Source organism: Halorubrum sp. SD683 (assembly GCF_002135045.1).
Classification (GTDB): domain Archaea; phylum Halobacteriota; class Halobacteria; order Halobacteriales; family Haloferacaceae; genus Halorubrum; species Halorubrum ezzemoulense.
This window is the reverse complement of sequence record NZ_NEWJ01000019.1, coordinates 1-24,806: the sequence shown is the minus strand read 5'-3', so window position 1 is coordinate 24,806 and position 24,806 is coordinate 1. Positions and strand designations below refer to the sequence as shown.

The following is a 24,806-nucleotide window of genomic DNA, read 5'->3' as shown; positions in this document are numbered from 1 at the left end:
GCGTGATCGCCGTCAGCGACCTCACGCACGCGTTCGACGGGGCGGTCGCGCTCGACTCGGTCTCGCTCTCCGTCGACGACGGCGAGTTCCTCCTCGTCACCGGCCCGAACGGCTCTGGCAAGACGACGCTCGTCCGTCACTTCAACGGCCTGCTCTCGCCCACCGAGGGAGAGGTCCGGGTCAACGGCGTCCCGGCCGAGGCGGACCTCGTCGCGGCGCGGACGGCGGTCGGGATGGTGTTCCAACGCCCGGCGGACAGCTTCGTCGCCGCGACGATCGCGGCCGACGTGGCGTTCGGCCCCGAGAACCTCGGTCTGTCCCACGACGAGATCGACCGACGCGTGGCGACCGCCCTCGACGCGGTCAACCTCGCCGGGCGGGGCGACGAGCGGATCGACGCGCTCTCCGGCGGCGAGAAGGCCCGTGTCGCGGTCGCCGGCGCGCTGGCGATGGAGCCGGACCACCTCGTCCTCGACGAGCCGTTCTCGGGGCTCGACGAGCCCGCCCGTCGCTCGCTGCTGTCTCACCTCGCGTCGCTCTCGGCCGACGGAACGGGGATCGTCGTCGTCACTCACGACCTGCGCGGCCTGATCGACCGGTGTGACCGGGTGATCGCGCTCGCCGACGGGTCGATCGCGTTGGACGCCCCGCCCGAGGCGGCGCGCGCCGAACTCCCCGCGCTCGACGTCCACGTCCCGGCGAGCGAGCGCCTCGAGGGCGAGTCCGACACGCGATGATCGGCTACGTCCCCGGCTCGACTGTCGCGCACCGGCTCGACCCCCGGGCGAAGATCGCCGTTCAGGTCGCGTTCGCCGCCGCGGCGTTCGCGTACACGACCCCCCGCGGGCTCGCCGTCCTGTCCGTCCTCGCGCTCGCGGTCGCCCGGCTCGCGTCGCTGTCGCTCGCCGGCGTCGTCCGCTCGTTCAGGGTCATCCTCCCCTTCCTCGTCGCCGCGCCGCTCGTCGCGACGATCGAGCTGTCTCCGCCGGCGATAGACCCGGGAGCGGCCGTCTACCCGGCGCTGTCGAGCTACCGCGTGCTGCTCGTCGTCGTCGTCAGCGCGGCGTACGTCCGTACCACGACGGTCCGGGAGTCGCGCGCGGCGATCCAGCGGACCGTCCCGGGTCGCCCCGGCGTGTTCCTCGGCGTCGGCGTCTCGCTCGTCTTCCGGTTCCTCCCGGTTCTCCGGCGGGAGATCACGGCGGTCAGGGAGGCGTCGGCGGCCCGGCTCGGCACCGAACGCCCGCTCGTCGACCGGATCGAGCGCGTCGCCGTCGCGGGCGCGACCCGGACGCTGGGGCGCGCGGACCGCCTCTCCACGGCGCTCTCGGCCCGCTGTTTCGCGTGGAACCCGACGCTGCCGCGGCTGATGCTCACCCGGATCGACGCGCCGGCGCTGGCGCTCGCGGGAGCGCTGCTGGCGGCGGCGCTGTTTCGGGCCGTCTGAGCCGTCGTCGCTTGCGCGGACCGGGATCTCCTCCGCGGCGGGAGTCCTTCGATTCGCGCGAACGCCGCGCGGCGGCCGCTGCGCTGTGGCAAGTTTTAACCCGGCCGTATCCCGGTGATCGATCATGACTCCCTTACAGGCGGCCACCCGCGAAACCTTCTGGACCATCGGTCCGGTGGGGAAGGCCGCGTTCTACTGGCTCGCCGTCGTCGCGATCCTCGTCTTCCTGTACGGCGTGTACGCGCGGTTCGCGGCGTACGCGCGCGGGAGCGAAGACCCGCGAGACCGGCTGTCGGACCTCCCCGGACGGGTGATCGGGGCGACGAAGACCGTCCTCGCGAACGAGAACCAGTTCGACGGGGACCTCTACACCGGCGTGATGCACACGTTCGTGCTGTGGGGGTTCCTCGTCCTGCTCGTCGCGACGACCATCCTCGGGATCGACATCGACCTCTACCGTCCGCTCACGGGCGAGTCCTTCTGGGTCGGCGACTTCTACCTCGCGTACCAGTTCGCCGTCGACGCGTTCGGCCTGCTGTTCGTCGTCGGCGTCGGCATGGCCGCGTACCGCCGCTACCGGCAGCGCGAGGGGCGGCTCTGGGGAAAACACACCTCCTTCGAGGACGACGCGTTCGTGTGGACGCTGTTCCTGCTCGGCGTCGGCGGCTTCGTCGTCGAGGGCGTGAGTATGGTCGGCCAGCCGGGGCGGGCGACCGAGACGGTGAGCTTCGTCGGGATGGCGCTCGCGACCGGGCTGGAGTCGTCCGGGCTCACGGCCGCGGGCGCCGAGGCGATATACGGCGTCCTCTGGTGGAGCCACTCGCTGCTGGCGTTCGCGTTCGTGGCGTGGATCCCCTACGCGAAGCCGTTCCACATGATCTCGTCGTTCGCCAACGTCGTCGCCCGCGACGAGAAGGCGGGCGCGCGGCTCCCGAACGTCCCCGCGGACCTCGACCACACGAACGCGGAGTCGCTCGACGACTTCACCTGGAAGGAGCTGATGGACGGCGACGCCTGTACGAAGTGTGGCCGGTGTACCGACGCCTGCCCCGCCGACACGGTCGGGCGCAACCTCGACCCGCGGAACGTCATCCTCGATCTGAAGTCGTACCGCGAGTCGGTGAGCGACGACCCGGTGGCCGGCTCGGGCGGTGGAGGCGGTCCCGCGGCGACCGACGGCGGCACGGTCCCCATCGTCGCCGACGAGGGCGGCGTCATCGACGCCGAGTCGATGGAGTCCTGTATGTCCTGTATGGCGTGTATGGACGCCTGCCCGGTCGACATCGAGCACCTCACCTCCTTCACGAAAATGAACCGCCAGCTCGTCGACGAGGGGGCGGTCGACTCGAACCTCCAAGACGTGTTCCAAGACGTGATGCAGAAGGGGAACACCTTCGGCGACTCCCAGGCGACCCGCGGCGACTGGGCCGACGACCTCGACGGCGTCGAGGTCCCGGACGCCCGCGAGACCGAGGTGGAGTACCTCTGGTACGTCGGCGACTACCCGAGCTTCGACGATCGGAACAAGAAGGTCGCGCGTGCGCTCGCCCGCCTCTTCGACGAGGCGGACGTGTCGTTCGGCATCCTCTTTGACGACGAGAAGACGGACGGCAACGACATCCGCCGGATCGGCGAGGAGTTCCTCTACCTCGAACTCGCCGGCCACCACGTCGAGACGTTCGCCGACTGCGAGTTCGAGAACATCGTCTGTACCGATCCGCACTCCTACAACACGATCAAAAACGAGTACCCCGAGGTCGACTTCGCGGAGTTCGCGGACGACCCGATGATGCCGTTCGAGCGCGAGGAGCCGTGGAACGCTGACGGCGCGGTCGACGTGTTCCACTGGACGCAGGTGGTCGAGGAGCTGGTCGAGGCGGGCCGGCTCGACCTCTCGGGCGACGAGCTGGACTACACCGTCACCTACCACGACCCATGTCACCTCGGCCGGTACAACGACGAGTACGAGGCGCCCCGCGAGCTCATCCGGGCGACCGGCGCCGATCTCCACGAGATGCCCCGGTCGCGGGACGACTCGTTCTGCTGCGGCGGCGGCGGCGGCGGGCTCTGGACCGAACACGAGGAGGAAGTCAAGCCGAGCGAGGAGCGCCTCCGTGAGGCCGTCGAGGACACCGACGCGGGGGCGTCGATCGAGAAGTTCGTCGTGGCCTGTCCGATGTGTACGACGATGTTCGAGGACGGGCGGAAGACGGGGGACTTCGAGGACCAGATCGAGATCGTCGACGTGGCGGAGCTGCTGATCGAGGCGGTGGAGGTCGGATCGTAGCGTGGGGACTCGGTCCGTCGGAGCCGCCGGACCGAGACGCTCGCCGCGACCGCCGTCCCTACGCTCGCCGCGACCGCCGGTCCGTCGCCTCGTCCGTGCGCCGCAACAGCGCTCGCCCGGGGGCGCGGTCGCGGACCGGCGCGTCGCCGAGGTAGTCGACGAGCGCGTCGCGGAGCAGGGCGACGCCCTCGTCGTCGAGCGCCGCGCCCCGCTCTAACGACTCGATCGGGCGGTGGTACGGTGCCTCGTCGTCGGTCGCGCTCCGCGCGGCGTCGAGCAGCGCGGCGTGAGCCACCCACGCCTCCTCCCGGGAGGTCGTCGGCGCCGGCGGCCCGTCGGTCGTGGGAGGCGTCATTCGTCCGGGTTCTCCCGGTACGAGGACTTAAAACCACGTCCCGGTTTCGCCCCGATCCGGCGCCGAGGAGCCGCGCACCGCCGTCTCTCCCCGCCGACCGTCGCTCTTCGGGAGTATATACTACTATATAGAATATGTGGAAGCATATAGCCGTACTGGGGAGTATGCGACACCACGTACCGTTCATAGCATACTACTTAACCGGAACTCGTCCACCCACACGTAATGGAGTCCAGTCACGACGCGGACGCAACGGGAATCACGCGGCGGAAATCGCTCGCGGCGATCGCTGGCGCCGGGGCGCTCGGTCTCGCCGGCTGTACGCAGAGCGGAGACGGCGGCTCGGGCGGCGACGAGCTCTCCGGTCCGATCAACATCGCCGGTTCGAGCACGGTGTTCCCGCTGATGAGCGCGGTCATGGAGGACTTCGCCGAGCAGCACCCCGGCGTCGACCCCGACATCAGCTCGACGGGGTCCGGCGGCGGATTCTCGAACTTCTTCTGTACGGGCGACACCGACTTCAACAACGCGAGCCGCCCGATCCAGCCCGAGGAGGAGGAGCTATGCGAGGAGAACGGCGTCGAGTACGTCGAGCTGATCGCGGCGACCGACGCGCTCACGGTCGTCGTCAACCCCGACGCCGACTGGATCGACTCGCTCACGACCGAGGAGCTCGCCCAGATCTGGAAGTCCGACCCCGTCCAGACGTGGGACGAGGTCCGCGACGAGTTCCCGAACGAGGAGATAAACCGCTTCGGCGCCGCCGACACCTCCGGCACGTACGACTACTTCATCGAGGCGATCCTCGAAGAGGAGGGCCACACCAGCGACTATCAGGCGACTGAGCAGGACAACACGATCGCCCAGGGCGTCTCCGGCGACCCGTACGCGATCGGCTACTTCGGCTTCGCGTACTACTTCCAGAACCCCGACCAGCTGAAGGCCCTCGGCATCGACGACGGCGACGGGCCGGTCGAGCCGAGCCTCGAAACCGCCTCGTCGGGCGAGTACACGCCGCTCTCGCGGCCCCTCTTCACCTACCCGTCGATCGAGTCACTCGGCGAGGAGCACATCGCCGAGTTCGCCCGCTACTTCGTCGAACAGACGACGAACGAGGAGCTCGTCGCCAACGACGTCGGCTACGTGCCCGCCACCGAGGAGACGCAGGAGGAACAGATGCAGACGCTCGAAGACGCGATCGAGCAGGCGCAGGGCTGAGCCGGCGCGATGAACCGGTGTATTGATTTACGACAGCGTTCGATACCCCACCGTTCGTGACTGACAGCACAGAGAGTCCCGACCTGTCGCGGCGGGGCGGACTCACACGACTGAAGGAGGGAACCTACGGCGGCCTGTTCGCGGCGTGTGCGGCGATAACCCTGCTCACCACGGCCGCAATCTTCGTCACGCTCCTGTCGGACGCGGTGGTGTTCTTCCGCTCGATCTCGGTCGCCGAGTTCCTCACCGGCACCAACTGGAGCCCGAACCCGGCCGGCGGCGGGCAGGCGTTCGGCATCATCCCGCTTCTCATCGGGACGATCACGGTGACGATCACCGCGGCGTTCATTTCGATCCCGATCGGGACGCTCACGGCAATCTACCTCAGCGAGTACGCGACCCCGAACGCCCGGTCGATCCTGAAACCGCTGTTGGAGATCCTCGCGGGGATCCCGACGGTCGTGTACGGGTACTTCGCGCTCGTGTACGTCACTCCGGCGCTGAAGGCGACGCTGTTCCCGGAGATGAGCACGTTCAACGCCCTGTCCGCGTCGATCATGGTCGGGATCATGACGATCCCGATGGTGTCGTCGATCTCCGAGGACGCCATGAGCGCCGTGCCCGACGAGCTGCGGCAGGCCGGCTACGGGCTCGGCGCGACCAAGTTCGAGGTGTCGACCGGCATCGTCGTCCCGGCGTCGATCTCCGGGATCGCCTCCTCGTACATCCTCGCCGTCTCCCGCGCTATCGGCGAGACGATGATCGTCGTCGTCGCCATGGGCGCGCAGGCGCGGATGCCCGCGGTCCGGGAGGCGCTCTTCGGTATCCCCTTCGTCAACCCGGCCGACGTGCTCTTGGAGTCCGGGATGACCATCACCGTCGCGATGGTCCAGATCACCGGCGGCGACCTCACCGGCGGGACGCTCCCGTACAACTCCATGTTCGCGCTCGGCCTCGCGCTGTTCGCGGTAACGCTCGTCATGAACGTGATCAGTGATATCATCGCGCAACGCTACCGGGAGGAGTACTGATGGCGACCGACAACGCGAACGCGAACGGCTTCGGCGAGGTCAGTCGAGTCCGGGGAATCGTCTTCGAGTACCTGTCCCTGGGCGCGAGCGTGTTCGGCCTCGTCGCGCTCGGCGTGCTCCTCGTGTACGTCGCCATCGACGCCTTCGATCTCGCGAACGCGAGCCCGGAGTGGCTGCTGACGTACTTCCTCACGCTCGTCGTCCCGTTCCTCGCGTTCTGCCTGTACAGCGCGAGCGACCCGACCGTGACCCGACGCGCGCTCGGCGCGCTCGGCGGCGGCCTCGTCGCCGTCGCCGCGCTGTTCACCGCCATCGAGGCGCTCGTCGTGCCGATTCCGCGGCTCAACTGGCAGCTCGCGTACCTCTTCGTCGTCGCGGCCCCGGTCACCGCGTACCTCGCGTACGTCGGCAGCGGCGGCCGCGTCGGCGCGGTCGGCTTCGGACTCCTCGGGCGGCTGGTCGGCGGAGCCGCCGTCGGGCTCGCGGTCGGCACGCTGTTCCTCGTGTTCGACCCGCTGCTGTGGTTCCTCGCGTACACGCTCGGGGTCCTCCCGGCCGTCGGGCTGTACGCGTTCGGGCGGCGACGGTCGACGCCCCGAGCGCGGACCGCGGCGGCGCCGGTCGGCCTCGGCGGACTGGTCGCCGCGGTGTTCCTCCGCGAGGTGATCCCGACGTACCCGTCGGACCTGATCATCTACCTCTGGACGGTCGCCGTCCCGGTCGCGGTCGCGGGGGCGCTCCTCGTTGCCGACCGCCGGGGGCGCGTCGCCGCGGCCGCCGTCGGCGGCGTCCCGCTCGCCGCCGCGACTGCCGGGGGGTTCCTGGCGCCCGGCGCCGGGCTGCCCTCCCCGACGGTCCTCCTCGTGCTCGTCTCGATCGGCGTGCCGACCGCGGTGTACGTCTCTCGCGTCGTCGACGCCGGCGAGGGTCTCGCCGGCCTCGGGCTCCCGCTGCTCCTCGCCGCGGGCGCGGTCCTGGGCGCGCTGATCGTCGGAGCACTTGGCTTCCCGGCCCCCGACCCGTGGCTCGACGGGTCGTTCCTCACGGCGGCACCCTCTCGGACGCCGTCGGACGCCGGACTCTATCCGGCCATCGTCGGGTCCGTCATCATCATCGCGCTGGTCGCCGTGCTGTCGTTCGCGCTCGGGGTCGGCACCTCCGTCTTCCTGGAGGAATACACGCCGGGGACCGGGCCGCTCGGGACGCTGACGCGGATCCTCCAGGTCAACATCGCGAACCTCGCGGCGGTGCCGTCGGTCGTCTACGGGCTCCTCGGGCTGGGACTGTTCGCGAACCTCCTCGGGCTCGGCATCGGGACGGCGGTGACCGCGGCGCTGACGCTGTCGCTGCTCATCCTCCCGATCACGATCATCTCCGCGCAGGAGGCGATCCGGTCGGTGCCGGACGACCTCCGGCGCGGCTCCGACGCCATGGGCGCGACGCGCTGGCAGACGACGAAGAACGTGGTGCTGCCCGAGGCGATGCCGGGCATCCTCACCGGGACGATCCTCGCGCTCGGCCGCGCGATCGGCGAGACGGCGCCGCTGATCATGATCGGCGCGGCGACGACCGTGTTCAGGGCGCCGGACAGCCTGTTCAGTCGGTTCAGCGCCATGCCGATGCAGATCTACACGTGGGCCGGCTTCCCGCAGGCCGACTTCCGTTACGGCGTCGTCGCCGCAGGCGTTATCACGCTACTTCTCATCCTCGTCGGCATGAACGGGACGGCGATTCTGCTGCGGAACCGCGCGGAACGGGGGAGCTAACATGAGTAACACCACATCAGACGACTCGCTCATCACGACGGAGGTACAGGCGGACTCGAACGACGACAGCGCGGCGCCCGCCGCGGGCACCGCGGTGGCGGCGCGGAACCTGAACGTCTACTACGGCGACGAGCAGGCCATCGACGACGTGACGATGGAGATCCCCGAAGAGCGCGTCACCGCGCTCATCGGCCCCTCGGGCTGCGGGAAGTCGACGTTCCTCCGGTGTATTAACCGGATGAACGACATGATCGAGATCTGCCGCGTCGAGGGGGACGTGGAGTTCGGCGGCAAAAACGTGTACGACGCCGACGTCGACCCCGTCGCCCTGCGCCGGAAGATCGGGATGGTGTTCCAGAAGCCGAACCCGTTCCCGAAGTCGATCCGCGACAACGTCGCGTACGGGCTGAAGATCCAGGGGTTCGACGGCGACGTCGACGAGCGCGTCGAGGAGTCGCTGAAGGGCGCCGCGCTGTGGGACGAGGTGAAAGACCAGCTGGACTCCTCGGGCCTCGAACTCTCCGGCGGGCAACAGCAGCGCCTCTGTATCGCCCGGGCCATCGCACCCGACCCGGAGGTCATCCTGATGGACGAGCCGACCTCCGCGTTGGACCCCGTCGCGGCCTCGAAGATAGAGGACCTGATCGACGACCTCGCGGAGGAGTACACGGTCATCATCGTCACGCACAACATGCAGCAGGCGGCCCGGATCTCCGACCGGACGGCCGTGTTCCTCACCGGCGGCGAGCTGGTCGAGTACGACGACACGGCGAAGATCTTCGAGGACCCCGAAGCGCAGCGCGTCGAGGACTACATCACGGGCAAGTTCGGATAACGTTCCTCGAAATTCGCCCGGGGATCCGGAACGGCCGCCGACGCGGTGCGGTCGCCGCGCGCGGCGGGCGCCGTCCGGCGGACTGACGCACCGACGGCCGGACCACCCGAGCGCTTCCGGAATCACTAATCGGCTCCGTGCGTACCGATCGCACGGTGACGATACTCTACGAGCTCATCGGCGACCAGCCGCTCGCCGTCTGGATCGCGCTCGGCGTGATCGGGTTCCTCCTGACGTGGAAGGGCGCGAACGTCGTCGAGTCCACGACCTCGAAGATCAGCGACCACTTTGGCGTCTCGCAGGCGGTACAGGGCGGGCTGATCGTCGCGGCCGCCACGTCGTTCCCCGAGCTCGCGATCATCGTGATCTCCGTCTTGGTCCTCGGCGAGTTCGGCGTCGGCGCCGGGGCGCTCATCGGTACGGCGGTGTTCAACATCTTGGTCATCCCGGCCGCGGTCGCCATCACGAGCGGCGACACGGCGACGACGCAAGGGATCGTCTACCGCGACGCCATCTTCTACACGGTCGCGGTCCTCGCCCTCTTCGGCGTGATCGCCTTGGGCGTCCTCGGGACCGACGGGCGGGAGCTCGCCCGGATCTCCCCGCAGATGGGCGTCGGGCTGTTGGTACTGTACGGCGTGTACGTCATCCTGCTCGTCGGCGGCAAGAGCGGCGCGTCGGACCGGAAACGGGCCGAGTCGACGAACGTCCCGAAGCAGCTCGGCCTGTTCGCGGGCGGGCTGGCCGTCGTGCTCGTCGGCGTCGAGTCGATGATCGGCATGACGCTTCAGGTCGCCGACGCGCTCGGCGCGCCGCCGTTCCTGATCTCCGTGACCGTGCTCTCGGTGATGAGCTCGTTCCCGGACCTCCTCGTCGGCGTGAAGATGGGGCAGGCGGGCGACAAGCGGGCGGCGGTCGCGAACGTCTTCGGGACGAACACGTTCAACCTCGTCGCGGCGCTGCCGATCGGCGTCATCCTCGCCGGCGGGGTGTCGATCGGCTTCCTCACCTCCGTCCCGCTGCTTTTGTTCCTGTTTTACACGACGCTCGTCGTCGTGGTGCTGTCCGCGACGGACTTCGAGATATCGACCGAGGAGGGGTACGTCTTCCTCGCGATGTACGCGGTGTTCCTCGGGTGGATGACGACCGAGGCGCTCGGGGTCACCGCCTTCCTGACCGAGTCGACGCTCCGGACGATCGTCGGGTGAGCGGTTCGTGAGCCGGTCCGAGGCCGGCCACTGAGCGGACCCGCGGGACCGACTACTCAGTCAGAACGCGGACCTCGATGCCGTCGGTGTCGGTGACTACGATCCCGTCGTCGCGCTCGGCGACCGCAAACTCGGCGTCGCCCTCGGCCGCGACCGCGTCGAGCCGCGTTCGGACCGCGTCCAGCGCGGCCACGTCCGGAACGACCACCTCGAACCACGCCAGCCCGCGCCCGCCGGCCGGCGTCGTCCGCCCTCGCCACGTGTTCGCGCCGAGGTGGTGGTGGTAGCCGCCGGCCGCGACGAACCGGACGTCAGGGCCGCTCATCCCCGTCGCGAAGCCGAGTCCGTCGACGTACACCGCCTCGAACGCCGACAGCGAGGTCACTTCGAGGTGTACGTGACCCAAATCGGTGTCGGCGGGAGCGCGATCGACGAGGGCGGCGGAGCCGACTCCGCCGCCGTCGCTCCCGTCGCCGGCGGCCTCGGCGACTCCTTCGATATCGAGCGGTTCGGTCGCCATCCGCGCCGTTCCGCTCCCGGTGCGGGGCCACTCCTCCCGCGGCCGATCGCGGTATATCTCCACCCCGTTTCCCTCCGGGTCGTCGAGGTACAGCGCCTCGCTGACGAGGTGGTCGGAGGCGCCGTCGAGGCGCCACCCCTCCCGGACGCGCGCCAGCGCCTCGCCGAGCGCGGCCCGCGAGGGAACACGAAACGCGGTGTGGAAGAGCCGGGCGTCGCTCCGCTCTCGGTCCGGCGCGTCGGCGTCGCGTTCCAACACGAGCAGCGGGGCCCCTCCCGCCCCGAGCGTCGCGCGCCCGTCGTTGCGGTCGAGGACGGAGAGCCCGACCACGTCGCGGTAGAACGCGACCGCCTCGTCGAGGTCGGCGACCCGGAGCGCCGCGCGGCCGATCCGCGTTTTGGGCGGAAGGCCGCCTCCGCGGTCGCTCGCGGCGGTAGCGGAATCGCCGTCGTTGGTGTCGGTCACGAGACGATCTACGGTCGTCCGCGCGTTCAACGCGTCGGTGGCGGATCCGGACCGGAGGGGGTCCCCCGCTCGGACCTTCCCTATCTTCCGTTAGAATCAAGCGGGCACGTGACCCACCATGGGGCATGAGTGCCGAACAGCAGGAGCGGGCCGTCCGGTGTCTGGTCGCGAAGGTGGGGCTCGACGGCCACGACCGGGGCGCACACGTGATCGCGCGGGCGTTCCGCGACGCCGGCTTCGAGGTCGTCTACTCCGGGCTCCACCGGGCGCCCGAGGACATCGTTCAGGCGGCGGTTCAGGAGGACGTGGACGTGCTCGGCATCTCGATTCTCTCGGGCGCGCACAACACCTTGGTCCCGAAGGTGATCGAGGGGCTTGAGGAGTACGACGCGTTCGACGACACCCTCGTCCTCGTCGGCGGGATCATTCCGGACGAGGACGAGGACGACCTGAAGGAGCTCGGCGTCGCCGAGGTGTTCGGCCCCGGGACGCCGATGGAGGAGACGATCGAGTTCATCCGGAACAACGTTCCGGAGCGCGCGTAGATGGCCGGGCCGGACGCATCCGCGGTCGCCGACGCGCCGACGCTCTCCGAGGCGGACGCCGCGCTCGTCGAGGACCTCCTCGCGGGGAGCCACCGCGCCCTCGCCCGCGTGATCACCAAGATCGAGAACCGGACGCCGGGCTACCGGGCGATCGTCTCCGCGCTCCACGAGCACACCGGCGGCGCGGACGTGGTCGGGATCACGGGCTCGCCCGGCGCCGGGAAGTCGACGCTCGTCGACAAGCTCGCCGCCGCCTACCGCGAGCGCGGCGACACGGTCGGCGTGATCGCGGTCGACCCCTCTTCGCCGTACACCGGCGGCGCCGTCCTCGGCGACCGTATCCGGATGGGGTCGAACGTCGGCGACATGGACGTGTTCTTCCGGTCGATGAGCGCGCGCGGTCAGCTCGGGGGACTCTCGACGGCGACCGCGGACGCCGTGAAGGCGCTCGACGCCTTCGGGAAGGACTTGGTCGTGTTAGAGACCGTCGGCGCCGGACAGAACGAGGTGGACGTGGTCCGCACGGCCGACACGGTCGCGGTGCTCGTCCAGCCCGGCTCCGGCGACGACGTCCAGACGCTGAAGGCCGGCATCCTCGAGATCGGCGACGTGTTCGTCGTCAACAAGGCCGACATGGACGGCGCACAGCGGACCGTCGCCGAGCTAGAGGAGATGGTCCACCGCCGCGAGGGCGGTACGACCGGACGCGACGCCGGCCACCACGGCGCGACCTCGACGGCCCCGACCGGCGCCGGGGGCTCGTCGTCCGATCACGGCGACGGCGACCGCGCGGGTGGGTCCGGACACAGCGGGTCCGATCCGCACGCGGGCGATTCCGACGGGTCGTGGACGCCCGACGTGTTAGAGACCGTCGCGAACACCGGCGAGGGCGTGGCGGCGCTGATCGAGACGTTCGACGCGCACGCGGCCTACCTCCGGGAGTCCGGTCGGATCGCGGCGACGGAGCGGCGCCGGTACGCCGAGGAGATCCGCACGCTCGTGCGGGCGGACGTGGGGTCGCTCGCGACCGCCGAGATCGAACGGCACGGCGGGATCGACCGGCTCGCGGAGCGCGTCCGCGACCGGGAGACGGACCCGTACGCGGTCGCCGAGGCGATCGTCGGTCCGATCGCCGACTGCGTCGACGAGGCCGCGGACGGCGACGCCGGCGACTGACGGGCGGTTCCCCGAACGCCCGGCCCGCTCCGAGGGGCGGCGTTCCGCCGCGTCCCACGAGTATAAGTCGCCAGCGAACCAACAGTTTGTATGAAGCTCAGGAACCTCCTCGGCGGCGCCGTCCTCGGCGTCGGCGCGCTCGCCGCGCTCAACACCGGCCTCCGCTACGAGGGCGAACTGGAGCCCCCGCTCGACGGCGACGACGGCCTCTTCCGCTGGCGCGGGATGGACGTCGCGTACACCGAGGCGGGCGATCCGGACGACCCCGACCTCGTGTTGCTCCACGGGATCAACGCCGCCGGTTCCTCCGGCGAGTGGCGCGCGGTGTTCGACGACCTGGCCGACGAGTACCACGTCGTCGCGCCCGACTTCCCGGGGTACGGCCGCTCCGACCGGCCGCCGCTCCGGTACTCCGCGGCGCTGTACGAGGACTTCGTTCACGACTTCCTCGCCGAGTTCGACGAGCCCGCGGTCGTCGCCTCCTCGCTGTCGGCGGCGTACGCGGCCGCCGCGGTCGACGACGGCGACGCGGACGGCGGGGTCGAGCTGAGCGGCTTCCTCGCCGTCTGTCCCACCGCGACCGCGGGGCCGAGTCCGGCGAAGGGGTGGCTCCGCGAACTGCTCCGCGCGCCGCTCGTCGGCCGGGCGCTGTTCAACGCCATCACGGCGAAGCCGTCGATACGGTACTTCAACGCCGACCACGGCTACGACGACCCGGCGAACCCGAGCGCGGAGTGGACCGACTACGAGTGGCGCACGACCCACGTCGAGAACGCGCGCTTCGCGCCCGCGTCGTTCGTCTCCGGGACGCTCAACAGCGAGATCGACCTCGCGGCCGCGCTCGCCGACCTCGACGTGCCCCCGACGATCGTCTGGGGCCGAGAGGCGACCGTGAGCCCCCTGACGGACGGCCGCGAACTCGCGGACGCGGCCGACGCGCGCCTCGTCGTCTTCGACCGCGCGCGGCTGCTCCCGCACGTCGAACACCCCGACCGCTTCGTCGAGACGGTCGAGGAGGCGCTCGTCGCCGGCGCGACCGCGTAACGACCGGTCTCGTCCGCGATTCTCAGCCCTGAATATCGAACGGTCACGGATAAGTACGCCACTCCCCGAGGACTCGCAATGACGGACACGTTTCGCCTCCTGTGCGTCGACGACGAACCGGGGCTGGCCCGGCTCGTGGCGACGCACCTCGAACGAGACGACGACCTCGGCTGCGAGACGGCGGCCGAGACGGACCCCCGCGAGGCGCTCCGCCGCGTCGAGCGCGAGTCGTTCGACTGCGTCGTCAGCGACTACGACATGCCCGGCCTCACCGGCGTCGAACTGCTCTCGGCGGCGCGCGAGGCCGAGCCGGAGCTCCCGTTCCTGCTGTTCTCGGCGACCGGTCCCGACGAGATCGCGGCCGAGATGGTCCGCGCAGGCGTCAGCGACTACGTCTCGAAACACGGGGGCGCGGACGGTTACACCGCACTGCTCCGCCGCGTCAAACGCGCCGAGGCGGGCGAGCGCGGGCGCCTCGACGCCGGCTTCGACGACGGCCGCCCCTCGGACGTCGCGCTCGACGGCGTCTGTACCGTGGGACCGGACGGCACCTTCGAGTTCGTCGGCGAGGAGTACGGCGAGCTGTACGGGTACGACCCCGAGGAGCTCGAAGGTGAGCCGTGGCAGCGGCTCCACCCCGCCGACGAAGTCGAGCACATCCGCACCCACATCATCCCGGCCGTAACCGGCGGCGAGCGGTGGAGCGGGACGAGCACGGGGCTCCGGGCGGACGGCAGCCGGTTCGCCGAGTCGAAGATGGTGAGCACCACCGCGGACGACCGGCTGGTCATCTCGGTGTCGCCGCTCGACGCCGTCGGACGCGCCGCCGACAACTGAGCCGACCCGCCGCCGGCTCGCGACGGCTCCTCACTCGTCGCGGCGGACGTACAGCGTCTTCTCGCAGGCCGCGTGGACCCCCCCGTCCTCGTCGACGAGCGAGACGAGGTACTCGCGGTCGGTCGACTCGCCCGGGTCGAGTTCCTCGCGGATCGCCTCGGTTTCGTTGGACGGCAGTTCGAACTCCGCGTACAGCGTGTCGCGACCCGGCTCGATGAACTCCAGCGCCGCCGACTTGTCCCACACGGTGAACCCGTCGCCGAGGACGCGGCGGAGCATCATCATGTACACCGGGTCGATCGCGGCGTAGATACTGCCGCCAAAGATTGTGCCGACCGCGTTCCGGGTGCGCCAGTTCAGCGGAACCCGAATCCGGACGTACCGCCACCCGGCGGCGATGTGGTCGACGCGCGCCCCGGTCCCCCGGTACGCGGGCAGGAGGTTGAACCCGTACCGCCAGAGCCGGGTCCGGCGGCTCTCCGCCGGCGGGTCCTCGCGAAGCGGTCGCGGGTCGGGATCGCGGTCGACCCCGGTCGGGGAATCGGTCACGCCGATTCGGGGGGTTCCGCCGGCAAACCGGTGTCGGAACCGGCGACAACGCGTCCGGGGTTTCACAGAGGAACAGGGAGGAATCCCACGACTTCAGTCCTGTCTCTTACCCACAAATCGAGTCGTTGTCGAAGTCAATAAATCCGGTTGAAACCTCGATATCTACAGACTTAACACTCCCATGGGACGATTTTGCTGATCTCGTTTACCACATTCAACAACCCCCCACTGCCGATATCACCGTCCGAATCGCTCCTCACCTCGATCTCTCGAGAATAGATTTGGTTCGACAGCGTCTGAAACGTCTGTTTGGGACTCGGTGAACTTGTGGGTAAGAGACAGGGCTTCAGTCGTGGATCACTGGCGTCTAACACGCGTTTACGCGGATCTCAACGGCGAGTGCCTGCGAGCGGCCGACAGGCCGCGAGGAGCACGCCCGAGGGACGCCGCGAACGCCCGCGGGGCGTGAGCGGGAGCGAGGCGCGACGCGCCTCTGGCAGCCGGCGACGAGGCTGGGGAGGCGTGAGATGCGGGGCCTCGCGGCTGGGGCCTCGGAGGCGGTTTCGACCAATCCGTATTCCGCCACTCCCGAGCGAACGGTCGGGCTCTCGGAATCGTTTGCGCCGGCGTCGCCGCCGCCCCGTCTCACTACTCTCTTCGCGTAGCTGGCCCGAAACGGGTATCCCCGCGCGACCGCAACCCGACACCGATGGAGTGCGACAAGTGCGGGGCCGACGCGATCCACCACGCCGCCTACTCCGGGGCGCACCTCTGCGGCGAACACCTCCGGCAGTCGGTCGAGAAGCGCGTGAAGCGTCGGGTCCGCGAGGACGGCCTCCTCGACCCGGACGCGACCCCCGACGACCCCGACCGCTGGGTGATCGGCCTCTCCGGCGGGAAAGACAGCGTCGCCCTGACGACGATCCTGGACGACGTGTTCGGGAAGGACCCCCGCGTGGAGATGCTCGCTTTAACGATCCACGAGGGGATCGAGGGGTACCGCGACGCGAGCGTGGACGCCTGCGTGGAGCTGGCCGACGACCTCTCCATGCGCCACGAACTCGTGTCTTACGAGGAGGAGTTCGACGTGCGGATGGACGACGTGGTCGAAGACGACCCCGAGAATATGGCGGCCTGCGCGTACTGCGGCGTGTTCCGCCGCGACCTGCTGGAGAACTACGCCGCCGAGTTCGACGCGGACAAGCTGCTCACCGGACACAACCTCGACGACGAGGCGCAGACCGCCATGATGAACTTCCTCGAAGGCGACGTGCGGCAGGTCGCGAAACACTTCGACGCCTCGCTCGGGCCCTTCGACGAGCGCGGGGACACCGACGCGTTCGTCCCGCGTGCCAAGCCGCTCCGCGACGTGCCCGAAAAGGAGATCGCGCTGTACTGCCACGTCCGCGACCTCCCCACGCACATGGCGGAGTGCCCCCACGCCGAGGAGGCGTACCGCGGCGAGATCCAGTCGACGATCCACGCCTTAGAGGAGAACCACCCCGGCGCGCGCCACTCGATCATGGCCGGCTACGAGGAACTGTCCGCGCTCGCGGCCGACGCCTACCGCGGGGACGGCGAGAAGGGAGACGACGCCGACGGCGAGAGCTCCGCCCTCCGCGAGTGCGAGCGTTGCGGCTCGCAGACGAGTCGCGACGTCTGTCGGAAGTGCCGGCTGCTAGAATCGATCGAAGCCGTCTGAGCGCGGAAGACGCGCGCCGGCGCGTCGGAAAAAGTCGACCGCGGTCGATCCCCGGACGACCGAGGGTCAGCGGATGACGTCGAGTCCGTTGTTCTTCTCGATCTGGTCGCTGCCGCCGTCGGACTCCCAGCCGCGGTCGGTGCCGCCGGAGACCGCCGGCTCGCCCCTGTTGCCCGCGCCGCCTGCGCCGCCCGCACCGCCTGCTGCCTCGTTCGCCTCGGCGGCCCGGGAGCGCGAGTCGCCGAGGTCGTCGGCGTTGACCGCCGCCCGTGACTTGTCGGCCTGCTTCTGGGTGGAGGGGCCGAGTACCTGCGCGCTCTGGACGCCCGTCATGATCGCCATGACGCGCACCTTCCCCTTGTACTCCTCCTGGATGCGTGCGCCCCAGATCACGTTCGCGCTCGCCTCCAGCCGCTCGGTGATGTTGTTCGCGATTCCCTCGGCCTCCTTCAGCGTGAGGTCCGGGCCGCCAGTGATGTGGACGAGCCCGCCGGAGGCGCCGCGGTAGTCGACGTCGAGCAGCGGGTGGTTCATCGCGTCGTTGACCACCTCTTGGGTCTTGTTCTTGTCCTGCGTCTCGCCGACGAGCATGACCGCGACGCCGCCTTGGTTCATGATCGTCGACATGTCCGCGTAGTCGAGGTTGATGAGGCTCGGTTGGGTGATCGTCTCGGAGATCCCCTTCACCGTCTCCGCGATGATCTGGTCCATCACGGAGAACGCCTTCCCGATCGGCAGGTTCGGGACGTAATCGAGCAGGCGGTTGTTGTCGAGGACGATGATCGAGTCGGCCTCGTTCCGGAGGTCTTCGAGCCCCTCTTCGGCTTTCACCGTGCGGGCGCGCTCGACGTTGAACGGGGTCGACACCATCCCGACGACGATGGCGCCCTGCTCTTTGGCGATCTTCGAGACGACGGGCGCGGCGCCGGTGCCCGTGCCGCCGCCCATGCCGGCGGTGACGAAGACGAGGTCCGCGTCGCCGAGCACCTCTTTGATCGTCCCCTGCGCCATCTCCGTGGCGCGCTCGCCCATCTTGGGGTCGCCGCCGGCACCGAGCCCCTGCGTGAGCGACTTGCCCACGAGGATCTTGGTGTCGGCCTCGATCATCTTGAGGTGCTGTTTGTCCGTGTTGATGGCGACGGTGTCGGCGCCGTCGACGCCGATGTTGTACAGCCGGTTGACCGTGTTGTTCCCGGCGCCGCCGGCACCGACGATGACGATCCGGGGGTCCCCGAACTCGTCGTCGTCCATGTCGACGTCCATGTCGCGTTTCTCCGCTTCCGCGTTGTCGAGGGCGTCCTGAACGAGATCTTGCATCAGTTTACACCTTCGCCCAGCTGCGGTTGCGGCCGCGCTCGTCGCGCTCGCCGTCCTGTTCGTTCAACATGTCTCGGACGGCCGACCGGATCGCCTCGCTCCGGTTCGGGAACTCGCCCGTTTCCACCATCTGTTCGACCTCGTCGATCTGCTGTTTCGGGATTCGTAGTGTCACACGCTCCATTGTATTCCCCCGGTAAGACGGCGAACACGCGACGCGTGTGTCTTACAGTTCGGAGCCGCCCGGGCAGGGGGCCGTGCCCCGAGCCGGACGCCCGTTGTAAGACGACCGTCTTACGCAACTCAAATCACCGAGGCTACCAATATAAAACTATCGGACGTTGTAAGACAGACCGCTGAGTCGGTCGATTTCGACGGATTTGAGCGCTTACAACCTGTTACCTGTCTTTCAATACGTCTGCGGCCGGGGTCCGCCGACCGCAGCCAGGGCAGAACGCCCAGTCCGTCCGGATCTCGTCACCGCACTCGCAGAACGCTCTGTGCGACTGCTTTTCTCCGCAGTTCGGGCAGTACACGTGCTCTCGCGGGACGACCTCGCCGCAGCCACCGCAAGCACTTTCGCCCGTCTGCGCCTCACGGTTCCGGGCACCGACGCTATCCTCCGTCTTACGTCCGCCCGAGTCCGCCGCCTCGGCCGTCTCACGCGCCACACTGACGGCCTCCGCCGGCTCGCTCGACCCGGCTGACGGCGCGTCGAGCGTGACGTTTACGTTGACGTCGCCGGCGCCGCCGGCGCCGCCGGGCGCGTACGCGGGTAGACCGGCGCTGTCCGCCGAGCCGAGCCGCTCGTCGAGCGCCGTGTCGAGCCGCTCCGCGATCAGCTCGTCGACGCGGTCCGCGAGGGCGTCGTCGACGCTCCCGGCCGCGGCGTCGGACGCGTCGGACGCGCCGTCCTCCGCGTCGACCTCGTCGAGGTGTGTCCGGAGCGCCTCCCGCATCACCTCGCTCTTGGAGGCGTCACACGCTTCCAGCCGGTCGACGAGGTCGTCGTCCGCCCGGAAGGTGATCTTGCTCATACCGGACTCGTACCGCCGGTCGGTACAAGTATCTTCCCCCGTTGTCTGACACGTTTACCGAATCCGAAATGTTTGGCCGAACGTCGATACGCCGCGGCGTTCGCCCCCGATCGTGGTATTTGGTCACACATGTGTCTGACGCAGATTTATACGCGTCGCGCGAGCATGCGTGAATATAATGAGTAACCGCGTCGAGGACCTCGAACGGCAGGTCGCGGAGCTACAGGCGGCGGTCAACGGGCTCACCGAGGAGCTCGTCGAGATGAAGGAACGCGTCCGACAGCTCGAAGACGAGCGGTCGGTCGCGGTCGAGGCCGACGCCGCCGGCCCGGCGGCCGGCGCCGAGGCGAGTGCGTCCGACGCCGAGCCCGCGGCCGATCGCTCGGCGGGAGACGACCCCGCGGCCGAGGAGGCCGGGGACGACTCGGCGTCCGGCGGCGAGCGGACGACCCACTCCGACGACCACGTCGACGTCTTCGAGTCCGTCGAGGAGTCGTCCGACGGGGCGGACGCGGCCAGCGCGGACGCCGCGAGCGACGGTGAGGACGTCATCGTGCCCGAGCAGTCGGCGACGACGCCCGACGCCGACGCGGCGGCCGAGGAGCCCGCCGAGGACGACGAGGGCGAGTCGAGCGAGGGCGACGACATCATCGTCGCGTAACCGGTCGCCTCCGACCACATGCACATCACTGAAGTCGTTCTGGACGGGTTCAAGAGCTTCGGGCGAACGACGAGGATCCCCTTCTACGAGGACTTCACGGTCGTCACCGGCCCGAACGGCTCGGGGAAGTCGAACATCATCGACGGCGTGCTGTTCGCGCTCGGCCTCGCCCGCACTCGCGGGATCCGCGCCAAGAAGCTCACCGACCTCATCTACAACCCCGGCCACGACGACGGCGAGGCCGCCGACGGGCCGAACGAGGCCTCGGTGACCGTGGTTCTCTCCAACGAGGACGGGACCCTCGACCGGTCGCAGGTCGTCTCCGCGGCCGGCACGGAGAACGTCGGCGACGTCTCCGAGATCACGATCAAGCGGCGCGTCAAGGAGACCGAGGACAACTACTACTCGTACTACTACCTCAACGGCCGTTCGGTGAACCTCTCGGACGTTCAGGATCTGCTCGCGGCCGCGGGCGTGACGCCGGAGGGGTACAACGTCGTCATGCAGGGCGACGTCACCGAGATCATCAATATGACCCCCTACCAGCGGCGGGGAATAATCGACGAGATCGCGGGCGTCGCCGAGTTCGACGAAAAGAAGGAGGCCGCCTACGAGGAGCTCGACACCGTCGAGGACCGCATCGGCGAGGCGGACCTCCGGATCGGCGAGAAGGAGGACCGGCTCGACCGGCTCTCCGACGAGCGCGAGACCGCCCTCCAGTACCAGGAGCTCCGCGACGAGTTAGAGGAGTACCGCGGGTTCCGCAAGGCCTCCGAGCTGGAGGAGAAGCGCGACGCGCTCGCGACCGTCGAGGCCGACATCGACGAGGCCGAGGCGGACCTCGGTGAGCTCCGCGCGGAACTCGACGCCAGACAGGGGAAGCTCACCCGGCTGGAGGAGGACCTCGAAGACCTCAACCACGAGATCGAGACGAAGGGCGAAGACGAGCAGATCGAGATCCGCTCGGAGATCGAGGAGATCAAAGGCGGGATCTCGCGGCTGGAAGACAGGATCGAGTCGGCGGAGTCGCGCGCCGAGTCCGCCGAGAACGACCGCCGGCAGGCGTTCGTCCAGATCGACCGCAAGGAGGAGACAATCGAGGAGTTGGAAGGCGAGATCCGCGAGACGAAAGTGGAGAAGGCGTCGGTGAAATCGGAGTTGGCGACGAAGCGCTCCGAGTTGGCCGACGTCGAGGCGGAGATCGAGGGTGCCGACACCGAGTTCGACGAGCTGAAGGCCGAGCTGTCGGAGAAGAAGGAGGCGATCGAGTCGCTCCGCGAGGAAAAAAACGAGACGCAACGCGAGAAAGACCGGCTGCTCGACGAGGCCCGCCGCCGCTCGAACGCGGTGAGCGAGGCTCGCGAGGAGCTGGAGGAGGCCCGGGAGTCGCTCCCGGAACACAAAGCGCGGATCTCCGAGCTGAAAGGGGAGCTCGACAAGGCCGAGAAGAATCAGGCGACCATCGAGGACGCGGTCGCCGACCTGTTCGCCGAGAAGGCGGAAGCAGAGGAGCGCCTCGAGGCGATCGAGGACACCCTCCGCGAGAAGCAGAACGAGTACGCCAAGCTGGAGGCGGCGGCCGACCAGCGCGGCGACGCCTCGTGGCCCCGGGCGGTCACCGAGGTGAAGAACGGCGGCATCGACGGCGTCCACGGCGCGGTCGGCGAACTCGCCTCTGTCGAAGCCCAGTACGCCGAAGCCTGCGAGACCGCGGCCGGCGGGCGGCTGGCGAACGTCGTCGTCGACGACGACGGCGTCGGCTCGACCTGTATCGACTACCTCAAGCGGCGCAACGCGGGCCGGGCGACGTTCCTCCCCGTCACGGAGATGGACGACCGGAGCCTGCCGCGGAAACCCTCGCTGCCGGGCGTCGTCGATTTCGCGCGGAACCTCGTCGACTACGACGCCGAGTACGAGTCGATCTTCTCGTACGTGCTCGGCTCGACGCTCGTCGTCGAGGACATGGCGACCGCCCGCGATCTGATGGGCGACTACCGGATGGTCACCCTCGACGGCGACCTCGTCGAGAAGTCGGGCGCGATGACCGGCGGCTCCGGCGGCGGCTCCCGCTACTCGTTCACGAAGTCCGGCGGCGGCAAGATCGAACGGCTCGCGACGGAGATCTCGGAACTCGAAGACGAGCGCCGGTCGGTCCAGTCCGAGATCGACGCGCTCGACGACGACATCGAGGACGCGCGCGACCGGAAGGCCGACGCGGCCGAGCGCGTCCGGTCGCTGGAGGCGGACGTCGAGCGCGCAGAAGACGACCTCGCGGAGGCGGAAGCCCGGATCGAGGAGCTAGGGGCCGAACTGGAGGAGCTGGAGGCGGAACGCGAGTCGGTCGACGCGGAGATGACCGCGTTAGACGAGGAGCTGGCGGAGACGGACGCGGAGATCGACGAGCTCGCGGCCGAGATCGACGAGATCGAGGCCGAACTCGCCGACTCGAAGATCCCCGAGCTCTCCGAGCGCGCCGACGAGATCCGCGCCGAGATCGGCGACCTCGACGACCGCATGAGCTCGCTCGACGGCCGGATCAACGAACTGGAGTTAGAGAAGGGGTACGCCGAGGACGCGCTCGACGACCTCCACGACGACGTCGAGGAGGCCCAGAACGCGAAGGCGGAGGCCGAGGAGGCGATCGCCGACCACGAGGCGGCGATCGAGGAGAGGGAGGCGGAGCTCGAAGCGAAGAAGGAGGCGATCGCCGACCTCGAAGAAGAGCTCTCGGCGCTGAAAAGCGACCGCGAGGAACTCCGCGAGGAGATCCGCGAGGCGACGCAGGCGCGCGACGAGCAGCGGTCGCTCGTCGCCGAGGCCGAGTCGGACCTGTCGGACCTCACCGACCGCCGCGACCGCTTGGAGTGGGAGATCGACGAGTTAGAGTCGCAGGTCGGCGCCTACGAGGCCGACGAGATCCCCGACCTCGACGAGGTGGAGTCGCGGATCGAGGAGCTGGAGACCGAGATGGAGGCGTTAGAGCCGGTGAACATGCTCGCGATCGACGAGTACGAGGAGGTCGAGGCCGCGCTCGACGAGCTCCGGGAGCGCCGGGACGTGCTCGTCGAGGAGCGCGACGCCATCGAGGAACGCATCGAGGGGTACGAGGCGGCGAAGAAGGAGACGTTCATGGAGACGTTCGAGTCGATCAACGACCACTTCGAGGACATCTTCGCACGCCTCTCGGCCGGGACGGGGGAGCTCGTCTTGGAGAACCCCGAGGACCCGTTCGAGGAGGGGCTGACTATGAAGGCCCAGCCCGCGGACAAGCCGGTCCAGCGGCTCGACGCGATGAGCGGCGGGGAGAAGTCGCTCACCGCCCTGTCCTTCATCTTCGCCGTTCAGCGCCACAACCCCGCGCCGTTCTACGCGCTTGACGAGATCGACGCCTTCCTCGACGCCGTCAACGCCGAGCGCGTCGGCGAGATGATAGAGGAGCTGGCCGAGGAGGCGCAGTTCGTCGTCGTCGGCCACCGCGCGGCGCTGTTGGAGCGCTCAGACCGCGCCATCGGCGTCACGATGCAGGGCGACAACCTCTCGGCGGTGACCGGGATGCAGTTCGGCGACGACGCCGACGAGGAGGTGAGTGCGGATGACTGAGAAGGGCGACGGGGCCGCCGGCGGCGTCCCGGACCTCGACCTGACGAGCGACCGCGACGGCGCGGCCCCGTTCACGGACGACGCGTCCGGAGACGAGGCGGAGTCGACCGGCGCGCCCGATTTGGACGTGCCCGACGTCTCACCGTCGGACGTGCCCGATGTCGCACCGCCGGACGAGACCGACGACGACGAGGTCGAGCCAGTCGAGCTCCTCGTCCAGCTCGCCGAGGAGGGCGAGATCGAACCGTGGGACATCGACATCGTCCAAGTGACGGACGCCTTCTTGGAGAAGCTCGACGAGACGGACCTCCGAACGACCGGCCGGGCGCTGTTCTACGCCAGCGTCCTCCTCCGGATGAAAAGCGACGGCATGCTGGCGGACGACGACGAGGACGAGGAGCCGGAGCCAGAGCCGTGGGAGGTCGCGATGGAGGGCGGCGCGCCCGACCCGGCCGCCGACGGGTTCGACCCGGTCGACAAGCTGGAGGCCGAGATCGACCGCCGGCTCGACCGGAAGAACACTCGCGGGTCGCCGGAGACGCTCGACGAGCTCGTGCGGGAACTGCGCGAGGCCGAGCGCGGCTCGTGGTGGAAGGACTCCCGGGAGTACGACACCTCGGAGTCGCCGCACGGCCACGCCCGCGGCACGCAGACGCTCGACTACCGCGCCGGCGACGAGTTCCGGCAGGACGGCGAGCCGACCGCGGGCGAGGCGACCGACCGCACCCACGACGAGGACATCGAGGAGGTGATCGTGGAGATCGACGGCGTCCTCCGGACGCACTTCGACCGCGGGCGCACGGAAGTGCTGTTCGCGGAGATCGAGAGCGCCGGCGGCCGCCCGTTCATGACGTACCTCGCGCTGCTGTTCATGGCCCACCGCGGCTCGGTCCGCCTCCAGCAGGACGACCTGTTCGGCGACCTCTGGGTGAAGGACCCGTCTGCGATGACCGCCGAGTCGGAAGCGATCGCGGACTAATACGTTTCTAGGGAGGGAACCGTCCCCAGTGATGTCGCCGTTCTGTAGTGAATAGCTGCCCGCCAATCGGCGGCGAACGCCTCCGAAGCCCCAGCCGTGAGGCGGGCAGACGCTCTCTGCGCTCCTCGTCGCTCGTTTCACTCGCTCCTGCGGTGCTTACGTCGCCTCTGCCCGCCTCACGGCTGGGGCTTCGGAGGCGTTCGCCGCCGATTGGCGGGCAGCTATTC

Annotated in this window: 22 protein-coding genes; 16 read left to right on the top strand and 6 right to left on the bottom strand. The window is 69.2% G+C overall.

What is annotated here, in order from left to right; all coding sequences use genetic code 11:
* The first annotated feature begins 2 nt into the window (after positions 1–2).
* The 3 genes from B9G49_RS07205 (at position 3) to B9G49_RS07195 (ending at position 3,734) form a co-directional block, all read left to right on the top strand.
* Complete coding sequence (locus tag B9G49_RS07205) at positions 3–737, top strand: energy-coupling factor ABC transporter ATP-binding protein (RefSeq protein WP_049931474.1); 735 nt, start codon at positions 3–5, stop codon at positions 735–737.
* A complete protein-coding gene (locus B9G49_RS07200; protein WP_086215907.1) occupies positions 734–1,447 on the top strand; it encodes an energy-coupling factor transporter transmembrane protein EcfT in 714 nt (237 codons plus the stop codon). The genes B9G49_RS07205 and B9G49_RS07200 overlap by 4 nt, the downstream gene beginning before the upstream one ends.
* A 124-nt stretch (positions 1,448–1,571) precedes the next feature.
* Positions 1,572–3,734, top strand: a complete 2,163-nt coding sequence (locus tag B9G49_RS07195; protein WP_086215906.1) for a (Fe-S)-binding protein — start codon at positions 1,572–1,574, stop codon at positions 3,732–3,734.
* A 58-nt stretch (positions 3,735–3,792) separates the two neighbouring features.
* On the opposite strand, the gene B9G49_RS07190 is transcribed toward B9G49_RS07195, so the two are convergent.
* Positions 3,793–4,089, bottom strand: coding sequence for a hypothetical protein (locus B9G49_RS07190; RefSeq protein WP_049931477.1), 297 nt, complete (start codon positions 4,087–4,089; stop codon positions 3,793–3,795).
* Positions 4,090–4,314: 225 nt separating this feature from the next.
* On the opposite strand from B9G49_RS07190, the gene B9G49_RS07185 reads away from it, so the two are divergent.
* The 5 genes from B9G49_RS07185 (at position 4,315) to B9G49_RS07165 (ending at position 10,147) form a co-directional block, all read left to right on the top strand.
* Positions 4,315–5,307 carry a PstS family phosphate ABC transporter substrate-binding protein gene (locus B9G49_RS07185; RefSeq protein WP_049931478.1) on the top strand — a complete coding sequence of 331 codons (993 nt, stop codon included), beginning with the start codon at positions 4,315–4,317 and terminating at the stop codon, positions 5,305–5,307.
* 56 nt (positions 5,308–5,363) lie between these two features.
* Positions 5,364–6,338 carry a phosphate ABC transporter permease subunit PstC gene (gene pstC, locus B9G49_RS07180; protein ID WP_049931479.1) on the top strand — a complete coding sequence of 325 codons (975 nt, stop codon included), beginning with the start codon at positions 5,364–5,366 and terminating at the stop codon, positions 6,336–6,338.
* A complete protein-coding gene (gene pstA, locus B9G49_RS07175) occupies positions 6,338–8,104 on the top strand; it encodes a phosphate ABC transporter permease PstA (protein ID WP_049931480.1) in 1,767 nt (588 codons plus the stop codon). Before pstC ends, pstA begins: the two co-directional genes overlap by 1 nt.
* A 1-nt stretch (position 8,105) precedes the next feature.
* Positions 8,106–8,939 (top strand): phosphate ABC transporter ATP-binding protein PstB, encoded by an 834-nt coding sequence (pstB, locus tag B9G49_RS07170; RefSeq protein ID WP_086215905.1) that lies wholly within the window; start codon positions 8,106–8,108, stop codon positions 8,937–8,939.
* Between the two features lie 155 nt (positions 8,940–9,094).
* On the top strand, positions 9,095–10,147 hold the full coding sequence (locus B9G49_RS07165; protein ID WP_086215904.1) for a sodium:calcium antiporter: 1,053 nt from the start codon (positions 9,095–9,097) through the stop codon (positions 10,145–10,147).
* A 52-nt stretch (positions 10,148–10,199) separates the two neighbouring features.
* On the opposite strand, the gene B9G49_RS07160 is transcribed toward B9G49_RS07165, so the two are convergent.
* Positions 10,200–11,132 (bottom strand): VOC family protein, encoded by a 933-nt coding sequence (locus tag B9G49_RS07160; RefSeq protein ID WP_086215903.1) that lies wholly within the window; start codon positions 11,130–11,132, stop codon positions 10,200–10,202.
* Positions 11,133–11,257: 125 nt separating this feature from the next.
* Here B9G49_RS07160 and B9G49_RS07155 point away from each other — a divergent pair, with 125 nt between their 5' ends.
* From B9G49_RS07155 to B9G49_RS07140, 4 genes are all read left to right on the top strand, one after another.
* Positions 11,258–11,677: a cobalamin B12-binding domain-containing protein gene (locus B9G49_RS07155; protein WP_049931484.1), complete on the top strand. Its 420-nt coding sequence runs from the start codon at positions 11,258–11,260 to the stop codon at positions 11,675–11,677.
* Complete coding sequence (gene meaB / locus B9G49_RS07150) at positions 11,678–12,853, top strand: methylmalonyl Co-A mutase-associated GTPase MeaB (protein WP_049931485.1); 1,176 nt, start codon at positions 11,678–11,680, stop codon at positions 12,851–12,853.
* A 90-nt stretch (positions 12,854–12,943) separates the two neighbouring features.
* A complete protein-coding gene (locus B9G49_RS07145; protein WP_086215902.1) occupies positions 12,944–13,897 on the top strand; it encodes an alpha/beta fold hydrolase in 954 nt (317 codons plus the stop codon).
* Positions 13,898–13,975: 78 nt separating this feature from the next.
* A complete protein-coding gene (locus B9G49_RS07140) occupies positions 13,976–14,734 on the top strand; it encodes a response regulator (protein WP_086215901.1) in 759 nt (252 codons plus the stop codon).
* A gap of 30 nt (positions 14,735–14,764) precedes the next feature.
* On the opposite strand, the gene B9G49_RS07135 is transcribed toward B9G49_RS07140, so the two are convergent.
* Positions 14,765–15,283 (bottom strand): DUF4442 domain-containing protein, encoded by a 519-nt coding sequence (locus B9G49_RS07135; protein ID WP_049931488.1) that lies wholly within the window; start codon positions 15,281–15,283, stop codon positions 14,765–14,767.
* A 709-nt stretch (positions 15,284–15,992) separates the two neighbouring features.
* On the opposite strand from B9G49_RS07135, the gene B9G49_RS07130 reads away from it, so the two are divergent.
* The gene (locus tag B9G49_RS07130) at positions 15,993–16,985 is read left to right on the top strand and encodes a TIGR00269 family protein (RefSeq protein ID WP_086215900.1); all 993 of its coding nucleotides are present in this window, start codon (positions 15,993–15,995) and stop codon (positions 16,983–16,985) included.
* A 66-nt stretch (positions 16,986–17,051) separates the two neighbouring features.
* Here the strand turns inward: B9G49_RS07130 and ftsZ are convergent, their stop codons facing one another.
* From ftsZ to B9G49_RS07115, 3 genes are all read right to left on the bottom strand, one after another.
* Positions 17,052–18,302, bottom strand: a complete 1,251-nt coding sequence (ftsZ, locus tag B9G49_RS07125; protein ID WP_049931490.1) for a cell division protein FtsZ — start codon at positions 18,300–18,302, stop codon at positions 17,052–17,054.
* Between the two features lie 4 nt (positions 18,303–18,306).
* Positions 18,307–18,486, bottom strand: coding sequence for a ribbon-helix-helix domain-containing protein (locus B9G49_RS07120; protein ID WP_006111915.1), 180 nt, complete (start codon positions 18,484–18,486; stop codon positions 18,307–18,309).
* Between the two features lie 214 nt (positions 18,487–18,700).
* A complete protein-coding gene (locus B9G49_RS07115; protein WP_086215899.1) occupies positions 18,701–19,339 on the bottom strand; it encodes a zinc ribbon domain-containing protein in 639 nt (212 codons plus the stop codon).
* A 178-nt stretch (positions 19,340–19,517) separates the two neighbouring features.
* Here B9G49_RS07115 and B9G49_RS07110 point away from each other — a divergent pair, with 178 nt between their 5' ends.
* From B9G49_RS07110 to B9G49_RS07100, 3 genes are read left to right on the top strand one after another with little or no spacing between them, the layout of a single operon-like run.
* Positions 19,518–20,000, top strand: coding sequence for a hypothetical protein (locus B9G49_RS07110; protein ID WP_049931492.1), 483 nt, complete (start codon positions 19,518–19,520; stop codon positions 19,998–20,000).
* Positions 20,001–20,018: 18 nt separating this feature from the next.
* Positions 20,019–23,600 carry a chromosome segregation protein SMC gene (gene smc / locus B9G49_RS07105; protein ID WP_086215898.1) on the top strand — a complete coding sequence of 1,194 codons (3,582 nt, stop codon included), beginning with the start codon at positions 20,019–20,021 and terminating at the stop codon, positions 23,598–23,600.
* Complete coding sequence (locus B9G49_RS07100; protein WP_086215924.1) at positions 23,593–24,579, top strand: ScpA family protein; 987 nt, start codon at positions 23,593–23,595, stop codon at positions 24,577–24,579. Before smc ends, B9G49_RS07100 begins: the two co-directional genes overlap by 8 nt.
* Positions 24,580–24,806: the final 227 nt, after the last annotated feature.

Excerpts from the sequence above, each read along its gene's own strand:
- B9G49_RS07200 (WP_086215907.1), top strand. The coding sequence starts at position 734 with ATGATCGGCTACGTCCCCGGCTCGACTGTCGCGCACCGGCTCGACCCC.
- B9G49_RS07195 (WP_086215906.1), top strand. The coding sequence starts at position 1,572 with ATGACTCCCTTACAGGCGGCCACCCGCGAAACCTTCTGGACCATCGGT.
- B9G49_RS07190 (WP_049931477.1), bottom strand. The coding sequence starts at position 4,089 with ATGACGCCTCCCACGACCGACGGGCCGCCGGCGCCGACGACCTCCCGG.
- B9G49_RS07185 (WP_049931478.1), top strand. The coding sequence starts at position 4,315 with ATGGAGTCCAGTCACGACGCGGACGCAACGGGAATCACGCGGCGGAAA.
- pstA (WP_049931480.1), top strand. The coding sequence starts at position 6,338 with ATGGCGACCGACAACGCGAACGCGAACGGCTTCGGCGAGGTCAGTCGA.
- pstB (WP_086215905.1), top strand. The coding sequence starts at position 8,106 with ATGAGTAACACCACATCAGACGACTCGCTCATCACGACGGAGGTACAG.
- B9G49_RS07155 (WP_049931484.1), top strand. The coding sequence starts at position 11,258 with ATGAGTGCCGAACAGCAGGAGCGGGCCGTCCGGTGTCTGGTCGCGAAG.
- meaB (WP_049931485.1), top strand. The coding sequence starts at position 11,678 with ATGGCCGGGCCGGACGCATCCGCGGTCGCCGACGCGCCGACGCTCTCC.
- B9G49_RS07145 (WP_086215902.1), top strand. The coding sequence starts at position 12,944 with ATGAAGCTCAGGAACCTCCTCGGCGGCGCCGTCCTCGGCGTCGGCGCG.
- B9G49_RS07140 (WP_086215901.1), top strand. The coding sequence starts at position 13,976 with ATGACGGACACGTTTCGCCTCCTGTGCGTCGACGACGAACCGGGGCTG.
- B9G49_RS07130 (WP_086215900.1), top strand. The coding sequence starts at position 15,993 with ATGGAGTGCGACAAGTGCGGGGCCGACGCGATCCACCACGCCGCCTAC.
- ftsZ (WP_049931490.1), bottom strand. The coding sequence starts at position 18,302 with ATGCAAGATCTCGTTCAGGACGCCCTCGACAACGCGGAAGCGGAGAAA.
- B9G49_RS07120 (WP_006111915.1), bottom strand. The coding sequence starts at position 18,486 with ATGGAGCGTGTGACACTACGAATCCCGAAACAGCAGATCGACGAGGTC.
- B9G49_RS07115 (WP_086215899.1), bottom strand. The coding sequence starts at position 19,339 with ATGAGCAAGATCACCTTCCGGGCGGACGACGACCTCGTCGACCGGCTG.
- B9G49_RS07110 (WP_049931492.1), top strand. The coding sequence starts at position 19,518 with ATGAGTAACCGCGTCGAGGACCTCGAACGGCAGGTCGCGGAGCTACAG.
- smc (WP_086215898.1), top strand. The coding sequence starts at position 20,019 with ATGCACATCACTGAAGTCGTTCTGGACGGGTTCAAGAGCTTCGGGCGA.
- B9G49_RS07100 (WP_086215924.1), top strand. The coding sequence starts at position 23,593 with ATGACTGAGAAGGGCGACGGGGCCGCCGGCGGCGTCCCGGACCTCGAC.